Source organism: Asinibacterium sp. OR53, assembly GCF_000515315.1.
GTDB lineage: Bacteria > Bacteroidota > Bacteroidia > Chitinophagales > Chitinophagaceae > Sediminibacterium.
The window spans coordinates 1,281,810-1,298,389 of the sequence record NZ_KI911562.1 but is presented as its reverse complement, the minus strand read 5'-3'; the positions used below and the strand labels follow the sequence as shown (position 1 = coordinate 1,298,389).

15 protein-coding genes are annotated in these 16,580 nt (G+C 45.7%); 8 read left to right on the top strand and 7 right to left on the bottom strand.

Annotated features, from left to right (window positions below; genetic code table 11):
* Window positions 1-101: 101 nt before the first annotated feature.
* Window positions 102-695 carry a TetR/AcrR family transcriptional regulator gene (locus tag SEDOR53_RS0105860; RefSeq protein WP_026768882.1) on the top strand — a complete coding sequence of 198 codons (594 nt, stop codon included), beginning with the start codon at window positions 102-104 and terminating at the stop codon, window positions 693-695.
* Window positions 696-1,778 (top strand): 1,2-phenylacetyl-CoA epoxidase subunit PaaE, encoded by a 1,083-nt coding sequence (gene paaE, locus SEDOR53_RS0105855; RefSeq protein WP_026768881.1) that lies wholly within the window; start codon window positions 696-698, stop codon window positions 1,776-1,778.
* On the opposite strand, the gene SEDOR53_RS0105850 is transcribed toward paaE, so the two are convergent.
* Window positions 1,779-2,435 (bottom strand): GDSL-type esterase/lipase family protein, encoded by a 657-nt coding sequence (locus SEDOR53_RS0105850; protein WP_026768880.1) that lies wholly within the window; start codon window positions 2,433-2,435, stop codon window positions 1,779-1,781.
* A 106-nt stretch (window positions 2,436-2,541) separates the two neighbouring features.
* On the opposite strand from SEDOR53_RS0105850, the gene paaA reads away from it, so the two are divergent.
* From paaA to paaI, 6 genes are read left to right on the top strand one after another with little or no spacing between them, the layout of a single operon-like run.
* A complete protein-coding gene (gene paaA / locus SEDOR53_RS17240; protein ID WP_037360653.1) occupies window positions 2,542-3,474 on the top strand; it encodes a 1,2-phenylacetyl-CoA epoxidase subunit PaaA in 933 nt (310 codons plus the stop codon).
* Window positions 3,475-3,482: 8 nt separating this feature from the next.
* Window positions 3,483-3,851, top strand: coding sequence for a 1,2-phenylacetyl-CoA epoxidase subunit PaaB (gene paaB / locus SEDOR53_RS0105840; protein WP_084220368.1), 369 nt, complete (start codon window positions 3,483-3,485; stop codon window positions 3,849-3,851).
* Window positions 3,852-3,854: 3 nt separating this feature from the next.
* On the top strand, window positions 3,855-4,595 hold the full coding sequence (paaC, locus tag SEDOR53_RS0105835; RefSeq protein ID WP_026768878.1) for a 1,2-phenylacetyl-CoA epoxidase subunit PaaC: 741 nt from the start codon (window positions 3,855-3,857) through the stop codon (window positions 4,593-4,595).
* Window positions 4,589-5,080 carry a 1,2-phenylacetyl-CoA epoxidase subunit PaaD gene (gene paaD, locus SEDOR53_RS0105830; RefSeq protein WP_026768877.1) on the top strand — a complete coding sequence of 164 codons (492 nt, stop codon included), beginning with the start codon at window positions 4,589-4,591 and terminating at the stop codon, window positions 5,078-5,080. The genes paaC and paaD overlap by 7 nt, the downstream gene beginning before the upstream one ends.
* Before the next feature lie 42 nt (window positions 5,081-5,122).
* Window positions 5,123-5,899: an enoyl-CoA hydratase-related protein gene (locus tag SEDOR53_RS0105825; RefSeq protein WP_026768876.1), complete on the top strand. Its 777-nt coding sequence runs from the start codon at window positions 5,123-5,125 to the stop codon at window positions 5,897-5,899.
* Between the two features lies 1 nt (window position 5,900).
* Window positions 5,901-6,329 carry a hydroxyphenylacetyl-CoA thioesterase PaaI gene (paaI, locus tag SEDOR53_RS0105820; RefSeq protein ID WP_026768875.1) on the top strand — a complete coding sequence of 143 codons (429 nt, stop codon included), beginning with the start codon at window positions 5,901-5,903 and terminating at the stop codon, window positions 6,327-6,329.
* Between the two features lie 97 nt (window positions 6,330-6,426).
* On the opposite strand, the gene SEDOR53_RS0105815 is transcribed toward paaI, so the two are convergent.
* The 6 genes from SEDOR53_RS0105815 to SEDOR53_RS0105790 form a co-directional block, all read right to left on the bottom strand.
* Entirely contained in the window at window positions 6,427-8,169 is a 1,743-nt protein-coding gene (locus SEDOR53_RS0105815; protein ID WP_051416514.1) for a glycoside hydrolase family 66 protein, read from the bottom strand.
* A 42-nt stretch (window positions 8,170-8,211) separates the two neighbouring features.
* Complete coding sequence (locus SEDOR53_RS0105810) at window positions 8,212-9,669, bottom strand: SusF/SusE family outer membrane protein (RefSeq protein ID WP_026768873.1); 1,458 nt, start codon at window positions 9,667-9,669, stop codon at window positions 8,212-8,214.
* 23 nt (window positions 9,670-9,692) lie between these two features.
* The gene (locus SEDOR53_RS0105805; RefSeq protein WP_026768872.1) at window positions 9,693-11,165 is read right to left on the bottom strand and encodes a RagB/SusD family nutrient uptake outer membrane protein; all 1,473 of its coding nucleotides are present in this window, start codon (window positions 11,163-11,165) and stop codon (window positions 9,693-9,695) included.
* A gap of 18 nt (window positions 11,166-11,183) precedes the next feature.
* The gene (locus SEDOR53_RS0105800; RefSeq protein ID WP_198018816.1) at window positions 11,184-14,537 is read right to left on the bottom strand and encodes a TonB-dependent receptor; all 3,354 of its coding nucleotides are present in this window, start codon (window positions 14,535-14,537) and stop codon (window positions 11,184-11,186) included.
* Window positions 14,538-14,731: 194 nt separating this feature from the next.
* Window positions 14,732-15,823, bottom strand: coding sequence for a FecR family protein (locus SEDOR53_RS0105795; RefSeq protein WP_026768870.1), 1,092 nt, complete (start codon window positions 15,821-15,823; stop codon window positions 14,732-14,734).
* Between the two features lie 47 nt (window positions 15,824-15,870).
* A complete protein-coding gene (locus SEDOR53_RS0105790; protein WP_026768869.1) occupies window positions 15,871-16,449 on the bottom strand; it encodes an RNA polymerase sigma factor in 579 nt (192 codons plus the stop codon).
* Window positions 16,450-16,580: the final 131 nt, after the last annotated feature.

The window sequence follows — 16,580 nt, the reverse complement described above, 5'->3', positions numbered from 1 at the left end:
AGCGAAACTAGGTCTTTCAAAGGAGTATAAAAAAACTAACATAATAAGATTTTAAGCTGCGATTATTTCGCTAACACACGTTAGTATGTTATATTCGCGTTATGGCCAGGATAAAAACAGAAAAAAATGTATCCCGTAAAGAGGTGATCGTTACCAAAGCTGCTGCTCTTTTCAGGGAGAAAGGTTTCAAAGCTGCCAGCATGCGCGATCTTGCCGAAGCAGTAGGTGTGGAAGCAGCCAGCCTGTACAACCACATCAAATCCAAAACCGAATTACTGCACGAATTATGCTTTAGTGTCGCCAACCGTTTTATGCATCACATAGACGAAGTGGAAGCAGAAAAGATCACCGCCATAGAGAAAATTGAAAAGCTGATGCGCTTTCACATCGATGAAATGGTGCATCATTACGAAGAAGTTTATGTAAGCGATCGTGAGTGGAAGCACCTGGCCGATCCCTATCTCTCGAATTACCAGAACCAGCGCCGTATCTACCGCAAACGATTTGCCTCCATCATCGAAGCAGGCATTCGCAATAAAGAGATCAAAAAAATAGACGCACCTACCGCCGTACTCATCATGTTGCACGCAGTGAGCGGCATTGAAAGCTGGCACCGCTCCAAACAAAGGATCAGTGCAGAAGAGCTGGAAGAGAACATGATCACCATACTGGTAGGTGGATTAACGAATAAATAAATGTCATCCCATTTTCACCCGTTAGCAGTAAAGGAAATCAGGAAAGAAACGAATGATTGTGTTTCCATCCGTTTTGATATTCCCGATCCTTTAAAACCTATTTTTCAATACAAGCAAGGGCAGCATATCACGTTGCGTGCATTCGTGAACGGACAGGAACTCCGTCGTTCTTATTCGCTTTGCAGCTCTCCGCTTGACTGTGATGAGTTTCGCATTGCAGTGAAGAAGATAGACCAGGGCCTGTTTTCCGCTTTCGCCAATGAACAATTAAAAGTGGGCGATGTGCTGGAATTGATGCCTCCCATGGGTAATTTCTTTACCGAACTGCATCCTACGCATCATAAACAATACGTTGCTTTTGCAGCAGGCAGCGGTATTACGCCCCTGTTCTCCACCATTAAAACCGTATTGCGCACTGAGCCCAACAGCAGCTTCACATTGATATATGGCAACCGAAACAGGCATTCCATTATTTTCAGGGAAGAGCTGGAAGGACTAAAAAACAAATACATTGATCGTTTGCAGATCGTTTATATACTCTCCCGCGAAAAAACAGACGCGCCCATCAATGCAGGACATATCGATGAAGCAAAATGCAAGCTGCTCTTTGATAAAATAATCGATGTATACAGCACCGATGAATTTTTTATCTGTGGTCCGGAAGCCATGATCTTTACCGTGAAAGAACAACTGGAAAAAGCCGGTGTTGCCAAAAAGAAAATTCATTTTGAATTGTTCTCTTCACCGGGTCAGTCAACAACTGTTGCCGTCAGGGAAGCAAGCACGAAAGAAAGCCAGGCAAAGAGTAAGATCACTGTAAGGCTCGATGGCGTAAGTTTTGATTTCGATCTCGGCTACGACGAAGAAGCCATACTGGACGCCGCTTTGAAGCAAGGCGCCGACCTCCCATACTCCTGCAAAGGCGGTGTATGTTGCACCTGCCGTGCCAAACTGGTGGAAGGAGAAGTAGCCATGGATGTTAACTACGGACTGGAACCGGAAGAACTGGCGCGCGGCTTTATTCTTACCTGCCAGTCGCACCCAAGATCGGCCAGGCTGGTAGTGGATTTCGATGCCAAGTGATCATCCTTTTTTCAAATGAGGCCGGATGATGCCCTGCCATAACTTGTATCCCTTTTCATTCATGTGCAAACTGTCGCTGGTAAATAATGCGCCGTTAACAATTCCATCTTCGCGCAGCATGGGACGATGAATATCAATAAATGTTGCTTTGCGTTGTTTGGCCATGAACTGCGCGATCAAACGATTGGCTGCGCTGATCGCAGGCTCCAGGTGCCAGCGGCTGGGACTGGGTTTGATAGATACATACGCTACGGGTACTTCACCCAATGTATGCCTGATCATACCAAACAATTGCTTAAACCTTTTTAATACCATCTGCGCTGTTACCGTATCCGATGCGGCCAGGTCGTTATCGCCACAATAGATAACAATTTGTGAAGGCTTGTAAGCATAGATAACATCTGGTGCAAAATGAATAAGGTCGGGCAATGCAGAACCTCCAAAGCCCCGGTTGATAATACGATAGCCGGGAAAATACGCTTGCACATCCTGCCATTTGCGGAAGGAGGAACTACCTACAAATAAAATACTGCCTGGCAAAGGCGCCTTGATACTGTCTGCTTTTTTAAACGCATTAATCTCTCCCTGGAAAGGAACTTGTGCTGTCAACAACAGTCCGGAAAAAAAAGTCAGTAAAAAAAGAAATGATTTTTTCATTGCAGAAAGATAAGGAAAGGGGGATGGTCTTACTTCCTTTTATCATGCTAACGTTCGTTAGCATCTCGTTTTCTTTTCTTACCTTTGTTACCTAACCAGATTCAGGATGGACCAGGATTTTGAAAAGATATTCCAGGATAAGATCGATAAAGAGATCAGGATCGAGCCGCGCGACTGGATGCCGGAAAAATACCGGCAAACATTGATCCGGCAGATCAGTCAGCATGCACACAGTGAAATCGTAGGCATGCTGCCCGAAGGCAACTGGATCACGCGTGCACCCAACCTGCGCCGCAAAGCCATTTTATTGGCCAAAGTACAGGATGAAGCAGGTCATGGTCTTTATTTGTATTCGGCTGCCGAAACATTGGGTATCAGTCGCGATGAAATGTACGAGCAACTGCACAGCGGCAAAGCAAAATATTCTTCCATCTTCAATTACCCTACCCTCACCTGGGCCGATATGGGCGCCATCGGCTGGCTGGTAGACGGTGCAGCCATCATGAACCAGGTGCTTTTGTGCAGAAGCAGTTACGGGCCTTATGCCCGCGCCATGGTGCGTGTGTGCAAAGAAGAAAGTTTTCACCAACGACAGGGTTTTGAAATACTGCTCACGCTGAGCCGCGGTACCGAAGCGCAACGCGCGATGGCACAGGATGCCGTCAACCGCTGGTGGTGGCCCAGTGTCATGATGTTTGGTCCAAAAGACGATGAGAGTCCCAATTCACAGTTGAGTATGAAATGGAAGATCAAACGTTTCAGCAACGACGAACTGCGCCAGAAATTCATCGATATCTGCGCAGAACAGGTAAAGACATTGAACCTCAGTTTGCCCGATCCCGATCTGCGCTGGAATGAAGCAAAAGGGCATTATGATTTTGGTGCTATCAATTGGGATGAGTTCTGGCAGGTGATACAGGGCAATGGCCCCTGCAACAAAGAAAGGCTCAGTGCCCGCAGGAAAGCCTGGGAAGAGGGCGCCTGGGTGCGTGAAGCCGCTGCCGCACATGCATCGAAAAAGAAACAACAAGCAGCTTAATCATTTACATGAAAGCATATATCCGGAAATATTATTACGGCGATTACGGTGAATCGAAACAGGGACCTGCCGATGTTTCCACGGGAAAACACAACAAGCATGAATGGCCTTTATGGGAAATATTCATCCGCAGCAAACAGGGCCTCGATCACAAACATGTGGGTAGTCTGCACGCAGCCGATGCCGCGATGGCTATTGAGAATGCAAGGGATGTGTATACCCGCAGGATGGAAGGCGTGAGCATATGGGTAGTGGAAAGCAAATACATCCATGCAAGCAATCCCGATGAAGCAGCCTCTTTGTACGATCCCGCGAATGATAAAGCTTACCGGCATCCTACTTTTTACGATCTTCCACAGGAACTGAAACATATTTAGATCATGCATGATCCTCTTCTCCATTATTGCTTATTCCTGGCCGATAGTGCATTGATATTAGGACACCGCAACAGCGAATGGTGTGGTCACGGACCGGTGCTGGAACAGGATATTGCATTGACCAATATTGCGCTCGACCTGATTGGGCAGGCACGCAACTTGTACCAATATGCCGCATCGATACAAGGGGGTGATGCAACAGAAGATACGCTGGCTTACCTGCGCGATGAAAGAGCATACAAGAATTGCCTGTTGGTGGAATTGCCCAATGGCCATTGGGGACAAACCGTGTTACGTCAATTCTTTTTCAGCACGTATCAATACTATTTGTTCCAGCAACTGATCAATAGTACCGATGTACAACTAGCCGCTATTGCAGAAAAATCGCTGAAAGAAGTTACTTACCATCTTCGCTGGAGCAGCGAATGGGTGATCCGCCTGGGCGATGGCACAGAAGAAAGCAAACAAAAAATGGAAGATGCAGTTGACAACTTATGGGTTTATACAGGAGAACTTTTTGTACCTGCTGCATACGAAACACCAGGCTTTGGTGTTGACCTGAACCTTGTTCAAATGCAGTGGCAACAGAAAGTTGCAGAAGTCATGGAAGAAGCAACATTGACATTGCCTCAGCAAGGCTGGATGCAAAAAGGCGGCAAAGAAGGCATCCATACCGAACACCTGGGTTATATACTGGCCGAAATGCAAAGCCTGCAAAGAACCTATCCCGGTGCAACATGGTAAATGAAGCTACCATATGGAAACTGTTTGAAAACATATTCGACCCTGAAGTGCCTGTATTGAGCATACTCGACCTGGGCATTGTGCGGGAAGTGCATGTAAAGAGTGAACAGGAAGTGGAAGTTGTGATCACGCCTACCTATTCTGGTTGCCCCGCCATGGACGTCATTGGCATGAACATACGGATAGCGTTGTTGCAGCAAGGGTTTGCACAGGTACAGGTAAAGCAGGTATTGTCGCCTGCCTGGACCACCGATTGGATGAGTGAAAGCGGCAAACAAAAGCTGAAAGCCTATGGCATAGCGCCCCCCAATCACAAACAACTGGTATGCACGCCCGACGCTTTCCAGGAAGAAGAAGCTGTGCAATGTCCGCATTGCGGCTCTTATCATACACGGTTGGTTTCCCGTTTTGGCTCTACGGCCTGCAAAGCCCTTTACCAGTGCAACGACTGCCAGGAGCCTTTCGATTATTTCAAATGTCATTAACGCAAAAATGAATGCGTATCTTTAATAACAGATTCATCGGCTATGTGTCCCATTCTTTTTCATATTGAGAACGGTATCGCTTATATCACGTTGAACAGGCCCGATAAACTCAACGCTTTCAACCGTGATATGGCGTTGCTTTTACAGGCCCGTCTCGATGAAGCCGCATCGCTGCATGAAGTGCGTTGTGTGTATCTCACAGGAGCCGGCAAAGGATTCTGCGCGGGACAGGACCTCGCCGAAGTGGCAGACCCCGAAGGTCCCGGCATGCAAAAGATCTTAAGTGAACACTACAACCCCATCATCACCCGTATACGCCACATGCCCAAACCAGTGGTAGCTGCGGTGAATGGCGTAGCGGCAGGCGCCGGCGCTAATATCGCACTGGCCTGCGATGTGGTAGTTGCCGCACGCTCTGCTTCTTTTGTACAAGCTTTCTCTAAAATAGGATTGATACCCGATAGCGGCGGCACTTATCTCCTGCCTCGTTTGGTTGGCTGGCAGAAAGCGAGTGCATTGATGATGTTAGGAGAAAAACTGTCTGCAGACGAAGCAGAAAGAATTGGCATGTTGTATAAGGTGATGGACGATGCAGGTTTTGCAGAAGAAAGCAAAAACATTGCAGCCACACTGGCCAAGTTGCCCACCAGGGCTTTGGCTTATATCAAACATGCCCTCAATTTATCGGCCACCAACCACCTCGAAGCGCAGCTGCAGCTCGAAGATGAATACCAGCAAAAAGCTGCTGCTACCAACGATTTCAAAGAAGGAGTGAAATCTTTCCTCGAAAAAAGAGTTCCCGCTTTTAAAGGATATTGATATGAATGAAAAGGATGTATTAGCCCGCCAGGCTGTAGACTACATGATGCAGAAAGATTATTTCAGCCAGTGGATGGGTGTTACCGTTTTAGCAGTGAAAGAAGGTTACAGCAAAATACAAATGACACTGCGTAAAGAAATGATGAATGGATTCGGCATCGCGCATGGCGGCGTTACATTCGCATTGGCCGATAGTGCCTTTGCCTTCGCCTGTAACAGTGATGCCAAAGTTACCGTAGCACTAGATGTTTCCATCTCTTTCCCCAAGCCCGGACTCGAAGGCGATATATTAACCGCAGAAGCCAAAAAGATCAACCAAACCAATCGCACCGGCTTGTACCTGATAGAAGTAGCCAACCAGCGAAATGAATTAGTAGCGTTGTTCAAAGGCACTTGCTATAAAACAGAGAAAGATCTGATCAAGCCCTGACATGCGATCAAGCATCAAAGACCGGTTAGTATTGAAATAGTTTTCGTAGCACTACATCAATAATCTGCAGCACTACGAAAACTATTATTTGCATATCCTATTCAATTACTACCATATCCCAGTATTTCAACTGTGTTAACGTAAACTTAATGGTATTGCCATTCTGTGTAAACGAAAGCTGCTGAGGAACTCCATGGTTATCATCCGGACTGGCAACCCATACTTTATGTACCGGGCCATCATAGCTTACTTCAATATCTGCGGCGGTAATACTTACGGGGGTTGTTTGATTACCATCCGTATCGCGCCAGCTGAAATGCGCAGCATTGGCAAAATTGATGAAATGCAATACCTGCGCAGCTCCTATCTTCTTTCCCTGAACAGCCACTTTACCGGTTTGCAGCGGCCATGCACTAATGTTCATTTTAGCATTGGTGCATGTTACAGGGATCGCATTGAAACTACCGCCATCGCGAAGCAGGTTTTCATACGCTACCAGGAAATCATAATACGCTGTCATGGCATTGCTCAATTCGGCGCTCATCTTCAAATTATTATTCGGGAAATATTCTTTACAAAGCATGTGTTCTCCCAATTCAAGATGAGATCCTCCAAACGAAAAGATGACTGCATTGGTAAGCAACACGCCCGGCGTATTAAAATAACCTCCTTTATCTGCCAGCTTATAATCCATGTATGCCGTCAGCACCGTTCTTTTCGCATTATTCGCCCAGCTATCGTTGTCCTGGATGATCCGTGCGAGATCGGCATAGTTTTCATTGGGATTCCATACTTCCGTATAGAGGAAGTCGACAGGCGATGGTGCAATACCTTGCTGTTGTCCGAATTGATTAACAGCATTCATCACCAATCTTTTAGTGGGCACCGCCGATTTCATGGCAGTTAAAAACGAACCGTAGCCTGTTGCAAGATCTGCAACAGTTCCGTTGTATGTATAATTTTTACCCCAATCGCCCAACTGGTCTACATGGAACCCGTCGAAGTCATACACGGAATACACATCATTGTTCTTCGCCGCAAGGTAATTTTGCCAACTGCTGTTAGACGGATCCAGCAACCATATATTGCTTTTAAACATGGGCGCAGGCAAATTGAGAACGGTCTTCGAAGCATGAGCAGCATCGGCATACAGGTACCACTGATCCGATACGCCTGCCGCCGAGGCATCGCTCAATGCACCATAACAAAGATTGTAGAACATCGCTTTCATGCTATAACCATGCGCCAGTGAAATATACTTTTGAACAGTGCTTTTATACGTATCCCTGTTAGCAATGTCTTTCCATTGGTCGGCAGGATTGGATACCGTACCCGCCAGCGGTAAATGATGCTCGTAATGCCAATCATAAAACTGGATGCCATTGATATGGTGCCTGTTGAGGTTACCCATAACAGACAACATACTATCGTCGCTCAGCTTACCGTATGATGAAAGAAATCCATACCGGGGAAACCTTGTCCAGTCACTACTCACATCAACAGCAATGCTGGCAATGGTTTTATCCACTCCGTTCTCCTTGTCAAACACTTCTACCAGGTATCCCGAAAAATCTGCAGGTGGCGCCTGCCAACTCCAGGAAGTGCCGGTCAGCGGCTCTTCTGAGAGCACAGTGTTCAAATGCCGGTAACGCACAAAGCTGCCGGCCGGAACCGTATTGATGGCAAGCATCACTTTATCTCCTGGATGGTAACCCGCTTTATCGCTTGTAAGTGCATAAGTGGTCATTCCCGGCGTAACAGGGTTGGCATACACTTCATCATCCTTCTTACAGGAAGTGAGTATCACAAATATGATAGGGAGAATGAATAATCGATTCATTGTTTTTTGTTTATTCGAATTAAATACTAACGATCATCATTGCTATAGCTTCTGTATCAGGATCGTTTCATGCAACTGGTCCAATGTGATCTTGTAGTTTCCGGGAACAGTGATCTGCCATTTATTATCCGGGTTACCTGAAGGAATGAATTTGGCAAGTGTACTGCTGATCGGTTGGTGATTCACCATGGGCATAAAATAATCGCAGCCCCAGTTTCCCGTTGTAGTAGGTATTTTAAACTCTCCTGCCGTCATAGCGCCCTGCCAGGTAAAGAGGTAGGGATTTGTGGGGTCGGCAGTCATGGGCGCCGGGCTGTTGATATTCCAGCCAACCGGCGTGGCATCACCTACCAGCCACAATTGTTTATACGGCGTAAATGGTTGGATGTTGATCTTCATGTTCAGCAGGTCCAGTTTGATCTTATAAGGCCCAGCTGTTGTGATCTGCCATTTGTTATCCGGACTACCACCTCGTACCAGTTGCACATCTGTTGCCGATAAAGCCGGATGGTTTGCCAAAGGCATATAATAATCGGTACCCCAGTTTCCTGTTGCAGTAGGTATCTTGAATTCTCCCGCATTCAACAGTTCATTGTAATTGAACACAAACATATTACCACTGTCAACACGCATTTCATTGGGTGCACTGATGTTCCAGCCATTGGGTGTTGCATCTCCAACGATCCATAAGCGGCTATAAGGTGGGGCCGTGGGTTGTACAGGCTGACTGATCGCAATTTTCATACTCAACAGGTTGAGCTTAAGTGTATAGATACCGTTAGCAGAAATATGGAATTTATCATCGGCCTGCCCAAAATCGGTTCTATAGAACAGTGAATCTGCTGCTGCAGCACTTTTATTATAAGTGGGTATCCACTGACCAAGTGTAGTCAGGAATTTGAAATCACCTATGTTCAGCTGTCCCGTCCATGTAAATCCTCCCGGCTCCGTTGCAATAGCTGTTAAAGCAACGGCTTTCGTATTATCCCAGCCATTGGGCGCCGCATCGCCTATCAGGTACAATGTTTTGGTAACCGGTTGATAAGTGGTAACACTGATCACAGCAACAGGAGATGTATCTGCACTGATACCGGCTGCCTGTGTCTGCGCTATTATTCTCGTTTCCAGCATAAATACCGTGCCGGGTGTAGCATTGAAATGGTTCCTGAGTGAATCATTCAATGTACTAACCGAGAATTTGTTGGAATAAACGGCCAGGCCCATATCCAAGCTGATGGGGTTTGCAAAATTCGTGCCTTGTTTCGCCAGCTGAAGCGTGTACCGGATAGATGCATTGGTGCCTTTGTTGCTGCCCGATGTCCAGTTCAATATCAACGCATCATTATCCCTGTTCTTTTCCTGCAATACAACTGTATTGGTTGAAGCCGATAAGGTCAATGCAATATTACCTTTATTCAATTCGGCATAGTTTTCTTTCTTGCAACCGCACATGACCATTACCATGACCAAAACGGTCATTATATATTGAGCGTATTTCATGATTTTACTTTTAAGGTTGGTTATCAGTATCCCGCATTCTGTGTGAGATTAGGATTGGCGTCGATCTCTTTTTGCGGAATCGGTAACAATAAATGTTTGGGAGCAAAATTGGTTTTACCAATGCTTTTCAGGAATGAAGCCGCATATTGCCCATTGTCGTAACGAATGAGATCAAACCAGCGCTGTCCTTCAAATGCCAGCTCCATCCTTCTTTCCTTTCGGATTCTTTCTCTCAGGTCAGCCTGGTTCAATCCACTCAAAGCCGGCAATCCGGCCCGCTGTCTCACTTTGTTCAAGGGCACCAGCGCATCGGAAAGATTATTGAGTTCACAGGATGCTTCCGCTTCCATCAGCAGAACATCACTGTAACGCAATACCGGCCAATTGGCTGGATTGGTATCATAATCGGGTGACACCGATTTTGGAACCAGGAATTTGCGCAGGTTATACCCTGTTACAGAATAAGACGACTGATATTGTTTGTTGTCAAAAGAGGGGCCGCCAACATACAGCAATGTTTTATCCTTACGGTTATCGTTGGCTTCATATTGGTTCACGAATTCGGTGGTGGGTTGATCCCAACCGTACCCCCCGGCAACGAAATCGGCGTTACGCGGCCCGGTGAAGGTACTCACCCAGCTGGCCTGGTTTTCATTACTCCAGAAACTGTAACTGGTTTTACCAAAGTATTGCACTTCAAAAATACTCTCACTTGAATTCTTGGTAGCCGGGTTGAAATTATCGGAATAGTTGGTGTTGAGTGCATACCCAAGCCCGGTCACTTGCCTGCACAGGTTCACTGCTTCGGTATATTTTCCCAGGGTGAGGTTTACTTTGGCCAGCATTCCCATAGCAGCGCCTTTACTGGCTCGTCCGATATCTGCACCATTATAAGCAGACCGGTCCGGTAACAGGTTAATTGCCTGCTGCAGGTCTTTGATGATGAGATCATACACCTGTGCTTTGGGTGCCCTCGAAGGACGCAGGTTATCTTCCGGTGTTTGAGGTTCTGTTATCAACGGTACATCACCAAACAACCGTACCAGTATAAAGTAATAATGCGACCGGAGAAAATAGGCTTCACCCAGGATACGATTCTTAAGGTTCTGGTTGATATTCATCCCCGGTACGTTTTTGAGCACCAGGTTGCATCGTAAGATACCGGGAGCAGGCCCGCGCCAGATGTCCAGTGCAGCTGCGTTATCGGTAGAGGTTACAAAATTGGAAATATCCTGTGTTTCTATTCCATCGGTTCCGCCGCCTGCACCCACAATGCTGTTACCGGCCCAGATATCGCTGGTCCATATCCGGAGGTTATACAGTTTGGGCCATTGTAATGGCTGATAAGCACCATTGATCGCGGCAACGGCATCCGATTCTGTTTTGAAAAAGTTGGCAGTATTGATACTGTCCAGAGGAGCTTTGTCCAGGTATTTTTGGCAACTGCTGATACCGGTAACCAGTATAACAGCAGCTATATATTGTAAGGTTCGCATGGTAATCATTTTAATCAATTAAAAGATCAGGTTAATCCCTGCACTAAGGGTCCTCGTTACGGGATACACATTCAGGTCTATCCCGTTAACAGGCACTTCCGGATCAAAGCCTTTGTATTTTGTGAATGTTACCAGGTTTTGTGCCGACAGATAAATCCTTGCTGTTTGCATCTTTGCCTTTTGTATGAGGCGTTTGGGCAAAGTATATCCAATCGTTACATTCTTTATTTTGATATAGCTTCCATCTTCCACAAAACGGTCAGACACCCTTGTGTTTTTATTGGGATCATTGAAAATGGCACGAGGCATCGTATTGCTGCTGCCGGCACCCGTCCAGCGGTTGAGTACAGCCATTGTTTGATTCTGCGCCACAGCCATGCCCTCCTGGTAAATCCTGTTGGCATTGAAAATAGCATTGCCCTGCACACCTTGCATAAAAATGCCCAGGTCGAAATGCTTCCATGTAAAACTGTTGTTCATGGCAAAAATGAAACGGGGGTTGGGGTTGCCGATATAGGTACGGTCATTGTCATCGATTTTACCATCGTTATTCAGATCGCGGAACCTGATATCGCCAGGCGATGTACGGTTGAACGGATCGCTTCCCGGAACCTGCACGGCATAGTCACCCACTTCTTTCTGGGTTTGAAAAATTCCATTGGTTACAAAACCATAAAAGGAATTCACCGGCAGGCCATTTTTCTGGATGGAAAGATTCTGGTTAAGGCCAATGCTCCCGGTATAAAGAGGGGTGCTGTCGTTAAGACTAACCACTTTATTGCTGTTATATGAGATATTGAAACTGGTGTTCCATTCAATCGCACCTTTCGTGTTGCGGGTAGTGATATTCAGCTCTATGCCTTTGTTCTGTACCTTCCCGGCATTGATGCTGGGTACAATGATATCGGAATATCCCGTTGAAATGGGAACACTCATCGGTACCAGCATGTTGTTGGTATTCTTGATATAAGCATCGGCTGTTACGCTGATCCTTCCATCCAGCAACAATGCATCTATACCTATATTGCTTTGTTGTACCTCTTCCCAACGAACACCCGGGTTGGGAATTGCCTGGGGCACTACTGCATTTACAGTCTGGCCATTAAAGTTGTATTGAATGGTTTGCAGAACGGAAGCAAATGAGTAATTGCCAATATTCTGATTTCCCGTGATACCATAACCAATACGCACTTTAAGATCATTGACCCATTTCAGCGGCTTCATGAATTTTTCTTCTGAAATACGCCAGGCCAAAGACCCCGATGGGAACCAACCCCACCGATGATTTTCACCAAAGCGGCTGCTTCCATCCCTGCGAAGGGTAGCTGTAACCAGGTATTTATTATCGTATGTATAATTGGCACGACCGATGAAAGAAAGCAAAGCCCATTCACTCGCGTTACCGCTGATGGTTTGTTGCGATGTACCATTATTCAATTGCTGTGTATTATCGCTTGCAAAATTTTGTACAGAACCATTCATGTAATCATAGCGGTTATTCTGCGCACTGCTACCGGCCAATAAAGTAAGATGATGCCTGGAGGCGAAGTATTTATCGTATGTGAGGTAGTTATCCCATAACCAGGTTAAGCTTTTATTCGATTGCTGAAAAAGATAACTGTTTGGTTGCGGAATCGGCTGCCAGTTGTATTTAGGCGACCATGTACGGTTATCCCAGAACACGGCCTGCACGCCACCGGTAGATTTAAACTTCAGGTCTTTGAACAGTGTTACTTCAGTATAAATATTACCCAGTACATTATAACCATTCGTAGTATTGTCAACAATGGTGGCCTTACCTATCGGGTTAATGATATCGCCGTACCAGGAAGCTTGTCCAACAGGACCGCTGTACGTTCCATCTGCATTATAGATGGGCTGAACGGGCAATGCCGCCATTGTATTGCGTATGTCGTAATTACCGTTGTATTTGGCATCATGGTTCAGTGTCAGGTTATTTCCAAACTTAAGCCAGTCGAACACTTTAGACTCGCTGTTGAACTGTACCGTATATCTTTTATAGCCGGTATTGTACACAATGCCTTTCTGGTCCAGCATGGTGCCCGATACATAGTAAGTAGACTTAGGCCCGCCTCCTGAATAGGCCAGTGAATAACTCTGAATAGGAGCGGTCTGAAACAAAGCGCCTAACCAGTCGGTTCCTTTACCCAAACTTCCCGGGTTGGCATAAGCGGGATTCTGCGGTTGCCCGTTGTTGGCCATCATTTCGTTGTGCAGGCTGGCAAATTGCGATGCATTGAGCATTTGCACTACATGGTCGGCCTTTTGCTGACCGGCAAACATTTTAAATTCAAGCGAGCTTTTGCCAGATATGCCCCTCTTGGTTGTAATGATGACCACACCATTGGCTCCGCGGGAGCCGTAGATGGCCGATGCCGAAGCGTCTTTCAATATTTCAATGCTGGCAATATCATCCGGACTTAACGTATTCAACGGTATATCGGTAGGCACACCATCGATCACCAGTAAAGGATCACTGTTATTGATGGTACCGGTTCCCCTGATGCGAAACGTTACATTGCTGCCCGGAGCACCCGATGATACAACCTGTACACCGGATGATCTTCCCTGGAGCGCTTCGCCGATATTGGCTACCGGTAATGATTTCAGCTCATTGGTATTAACAGAAGATACCGCACCGGTAAGGTCTTTCTTTTTTTGCGAGCCGTATCCTACCACCACTATATCGTTCAGTGATTGGGTAGTGGCTTTCAATACAATGTCAACTGCAGAAGCCATGGCAACAGGCTGTTGCGTGCTTTCATATCCAATACTGCTGAAGACAAGAATGGAATTTCTACCCGATACTTTTATGGAGAAAACACCTTTTTCATCGGTGATGGCGGTATTGGCATATCCTTTCTCCGTAACAGTCACGCCCGGCAAGGGTTCGCCTTTTTCATTGGCCACCGTTCCTGAAACGGTTCGTTCCTCTTTTGAAGTCGCCTTTTCTTCTGTTTTATTGGTTGATTCTTTAGGCGGGTTGTTGATGAGGGGAAAGAGGATGATGCGATCGTTGATCACCTGGTACCCGATATTGGAGGGTTTCAGCACTTCATCCAGGAAATCTGCGATCCGTTTATTCCTGGCTGTATACGTAATGACCTTTTCTGCATTGATCATATTGGCGCTGAAGCTGAACTTCACTTTGGTCTGTTGCTCAATAGCTACAATCAGCTTTTTGAGTTGTACGTGTTCAGCGGTGATATTGAACGATTTTTGTAAAACAGTCTGGCTGTTTGCTTCGCTGGCAAAAAGAGTCCCGGCAAATACAATAGACATCACTATCTGTATGGCAGTAAATCTCATGGCAATCAGCATAGAAGCAACTATCCGTTGCTTATTTTTCATAAATTTGTTATGTTTTTGTTCAACAATGTTTTGGGACGAAAACGAGAGCTTGAAAAAGCTATAGGAGCTGGTTGTGCACCACCACAACCGGCTCTGCTTTTTTAGCTGTTGCAGCATAGTTGCCGCATCGTATATATCAAGGGGGCAGGTACATTTTCTTCTTATTCATACAGTTTGTTTGGGGGTTTTGATAATTAATTACATCCCTTTCCTTTGATCAGGATCTTTGTTCCGTTGACCTCAAAGGAAGCGTTGGTAGTAAGGCAAATGATCTTAAGCTTGGTAAATAAATCGGACACAGAGATATCGCCCGTAAAAACACAATTATACAGGTTGGTATTTTCAACCACGATCTCAATACCATACGCTTTCTCCAACTGACTAAAAATGTTTTTCAGCTTTTCCTGCTCATATATAAAAGCCCATGGCTGGAGGTTGTTGCTATTTAACGGCTCTTGCTCGTTCGCTGCTATTGGCTGCGGCGCTTCAACCAACGTCACTTCAAAAGCCCGGTTCGTATGTTTATACACCGCACGCTGATTAGGCGTAACTATAACCCCTTTGGGGGATGAAGCTGATTGTAATAACCGGTCATTCTCATATACCTGCACCCTACCTGTTCTCACCGACACTTCAACATTACCCGTTTCTGTATTGGTATTAACAGTAAAGCTGGTACCCAATACACGGGTAACAATATTATTATAGAAGACCAGGAATGGTTTTTTCGGATTTTTGGCTACTTCAAAAAATGCCTCCCCTTGCAGATAGACTTCTCTTGTAGTTGTATTGAAGCTGACCGGGTAATGCAGGGTACTTTTCGGTCTGAGGAAAACCTTGCTCCCATCATTGAGCAGAATTACTTGTTGTGTATCCGTATTATTTTTCTGAATGAGGTCTGTTCCGGGAATGATCGAAGCAAAATTCCTGTCATGCATTGAATACTTATGGGTATAGAACCAATAAGAGGAGACGACCATCAAAATAGCCGAAGCGGCGGCTACCCATTTCCAAAGGGGCATCACCTTTTTGGTCACAGGTAATATGGTTTGGGTGTTTTTTTCCGCAGCAAAAATGTTGTGTATGATCTCCTGGGAAATATGGGGAGGAAGATCGGTCTGTCCGTATTCCTGCTGGCTTGCCAGGTCTTGAAGAATGTTCTCTCCTAATTGCTCATCGAACTCGTGCGCAGACAGATATTCAAACAACTCCTCATGCTCTGCACTGGTAATGTCGCCGGCAACATACCGTTGAAGAAGGTATTGAAAGCGTTCCGCTTTATTCATAGACAAGCAAACGGAGATTTGGCACCCCGGTTACTACATAATACAACTCAACGAAAAGACAGGAGTACAAGGATTGAAAAAAAAATTTCACCGTGTTCTTCAAAGAAACGCCTGATATGAGCAAGTGCTCTCGACATATGCGTTTTTACAGTTAAAGGGGAAAGCCCCATCTGCTCTCCAATTTGTATATAGGTAAGTTGCTCAAAACGAGCCAGTTGGAAGACTTTTTGTTGTTGTTCAGGTAATTCGCGGATGGCTTGTTGCAGCAGTTCATTGTAAAATGCATCCTGCATCTTATCAGCGGTATTGTCTGTTACAGCGGCAGACACCAATTTATAACCATCCAGTGCTTTCCATTCTCTGGCGATTTTTTTCAGCCTGTTGATGATGTTGTTTTTGGCAATAGTGTACAGCCAGGCTTCTATGCCCTTTTCTTCATTGATAGTGGCCCTTTTAAACCATAGCTTCAGGAAAACATCCTGTACCACTTCCTGCGCAAGCAGTGGCGATTTAAGATAACGAATAGCCGTTTGGTAAATACGGGCACGATAGCGGTCATACAATACCTGAAAAGCATATTCGCTTCCTCCAGCAAGTAATGACAGTAATTTGGCTTCTTCGTGCAATCGTATTGGCTTAATGACGCTGAAATTAAGAGATTTTCATAAAAGCCCGGTTCAATGCTTCCATAAATTGAAAATTTCTTTTCACAGACATCAGAAACGGGCCGATCATTCCAAGTGCAGGCATGCAACAA

What these genes read in the sequence shown, in the direction of transcription:
- SEDOR53_RS0105810 (WP_026768873.1), bottom strand. Translation starts at nt 9,669, where the DNA reads ATGAAATACGCTCAATATATAATGACCGTTTTGGTCATGGTAATGGTC.
- SEDOR53_RS0105795 (WP_026768870.1), bottom strand. Translation starts at nt 15,823, where the DNA reads ATGAATAAAGCGGAACGCTTTCAATACCTTCTTCAACGGTATGTTGCC.
- SEDOR53_RS0105805 (WP_026768872.1), bottom strand. Translation starts at nt 11,165, where the DNA reads ATGCGAACCTTACAATATATAGCTGCTGTTATACTGGTTACCGGTATC.
- paaD (WP_026768877.1), top strand. Translation starts at nt 4,589, where the DNA reads ATGGTAAATGAAGCTACCATATGGAAACTGTTTGAAAACATATTCGAC.
- paaE (WP_026768881.1), top strand. Translation starts at nt 696, where the DNA reads ATGTCATCCCATTTTCACCCGTTAGCAGTAAAGGAAATCAGGAAAGAA.
- SEDOR53_RS0105800 (WP_198018816.1), bottom strand. Translation starts at nt 14,537, where the DNA reads ATGAAAAATAAGCAACGGATAGTTGCTTCTATGCTGATTGCCATGAGA.
- SEDOR53_RS0105825 (WP_026768876.1), top strand. Translation starts at nt 5,123, where the DNA reads ATGTGTCCCATTCTTTTTCATATTGAGAACGGTATCGCTTATATCACG.
- paaC (WP_026768878.1), top strand. Translation starts at nt 3,855, where the DNA reads ATGCATGATCCTCTTCTCCATTATTGCTTATTCCTGGCCGATAGTGCA.
- paaA (WP_037360653.1), top strand. Translation starts at nt 2,542, where the DNA reads ATGGACCAGGATTTTGAAAAGATATTCCAGGATAAGATCGATAAAGAG.
- SEDOR53_RS0105860 (WP_026768882.1), top strand. Translation starts at nt 102, where the DNA reads ATGGCCAGGATAAAAACAGAAAAAAATGTATCCCGTAAAGAGGTGATC.
- SEDOR53_RS0105850 (WP_026768880.1), bottom strand. Translation starts at nt 2,435, where the DNA reads ATGAAAAAATCATTTCTTTTTTTACTGACTTTTTTTTCCGGACTGTTG.
- paaB (WP_084220368.1), top strand. Translation starts at nt 3,483, where the DNA reads ATGAAAGCATATATCCGGAAATATTATTACGGCGATTACGGTGAATCG.
- paaI (WP_026768875.1), top strand. Translation starts at nt 5,901, where the DNA reads ATGAATGAAAAGGATGTATTAGCCCGCCAGGCTGTAGACTACATGATG.
- SEDOR53_RS0105815 (WP_051416514.1), bottom strand. Translation starts at nt 8,169, where the DNA reads ATGAATCGATTATTCATTCTCCCTATCATATTTGTGATACTCACTTCC.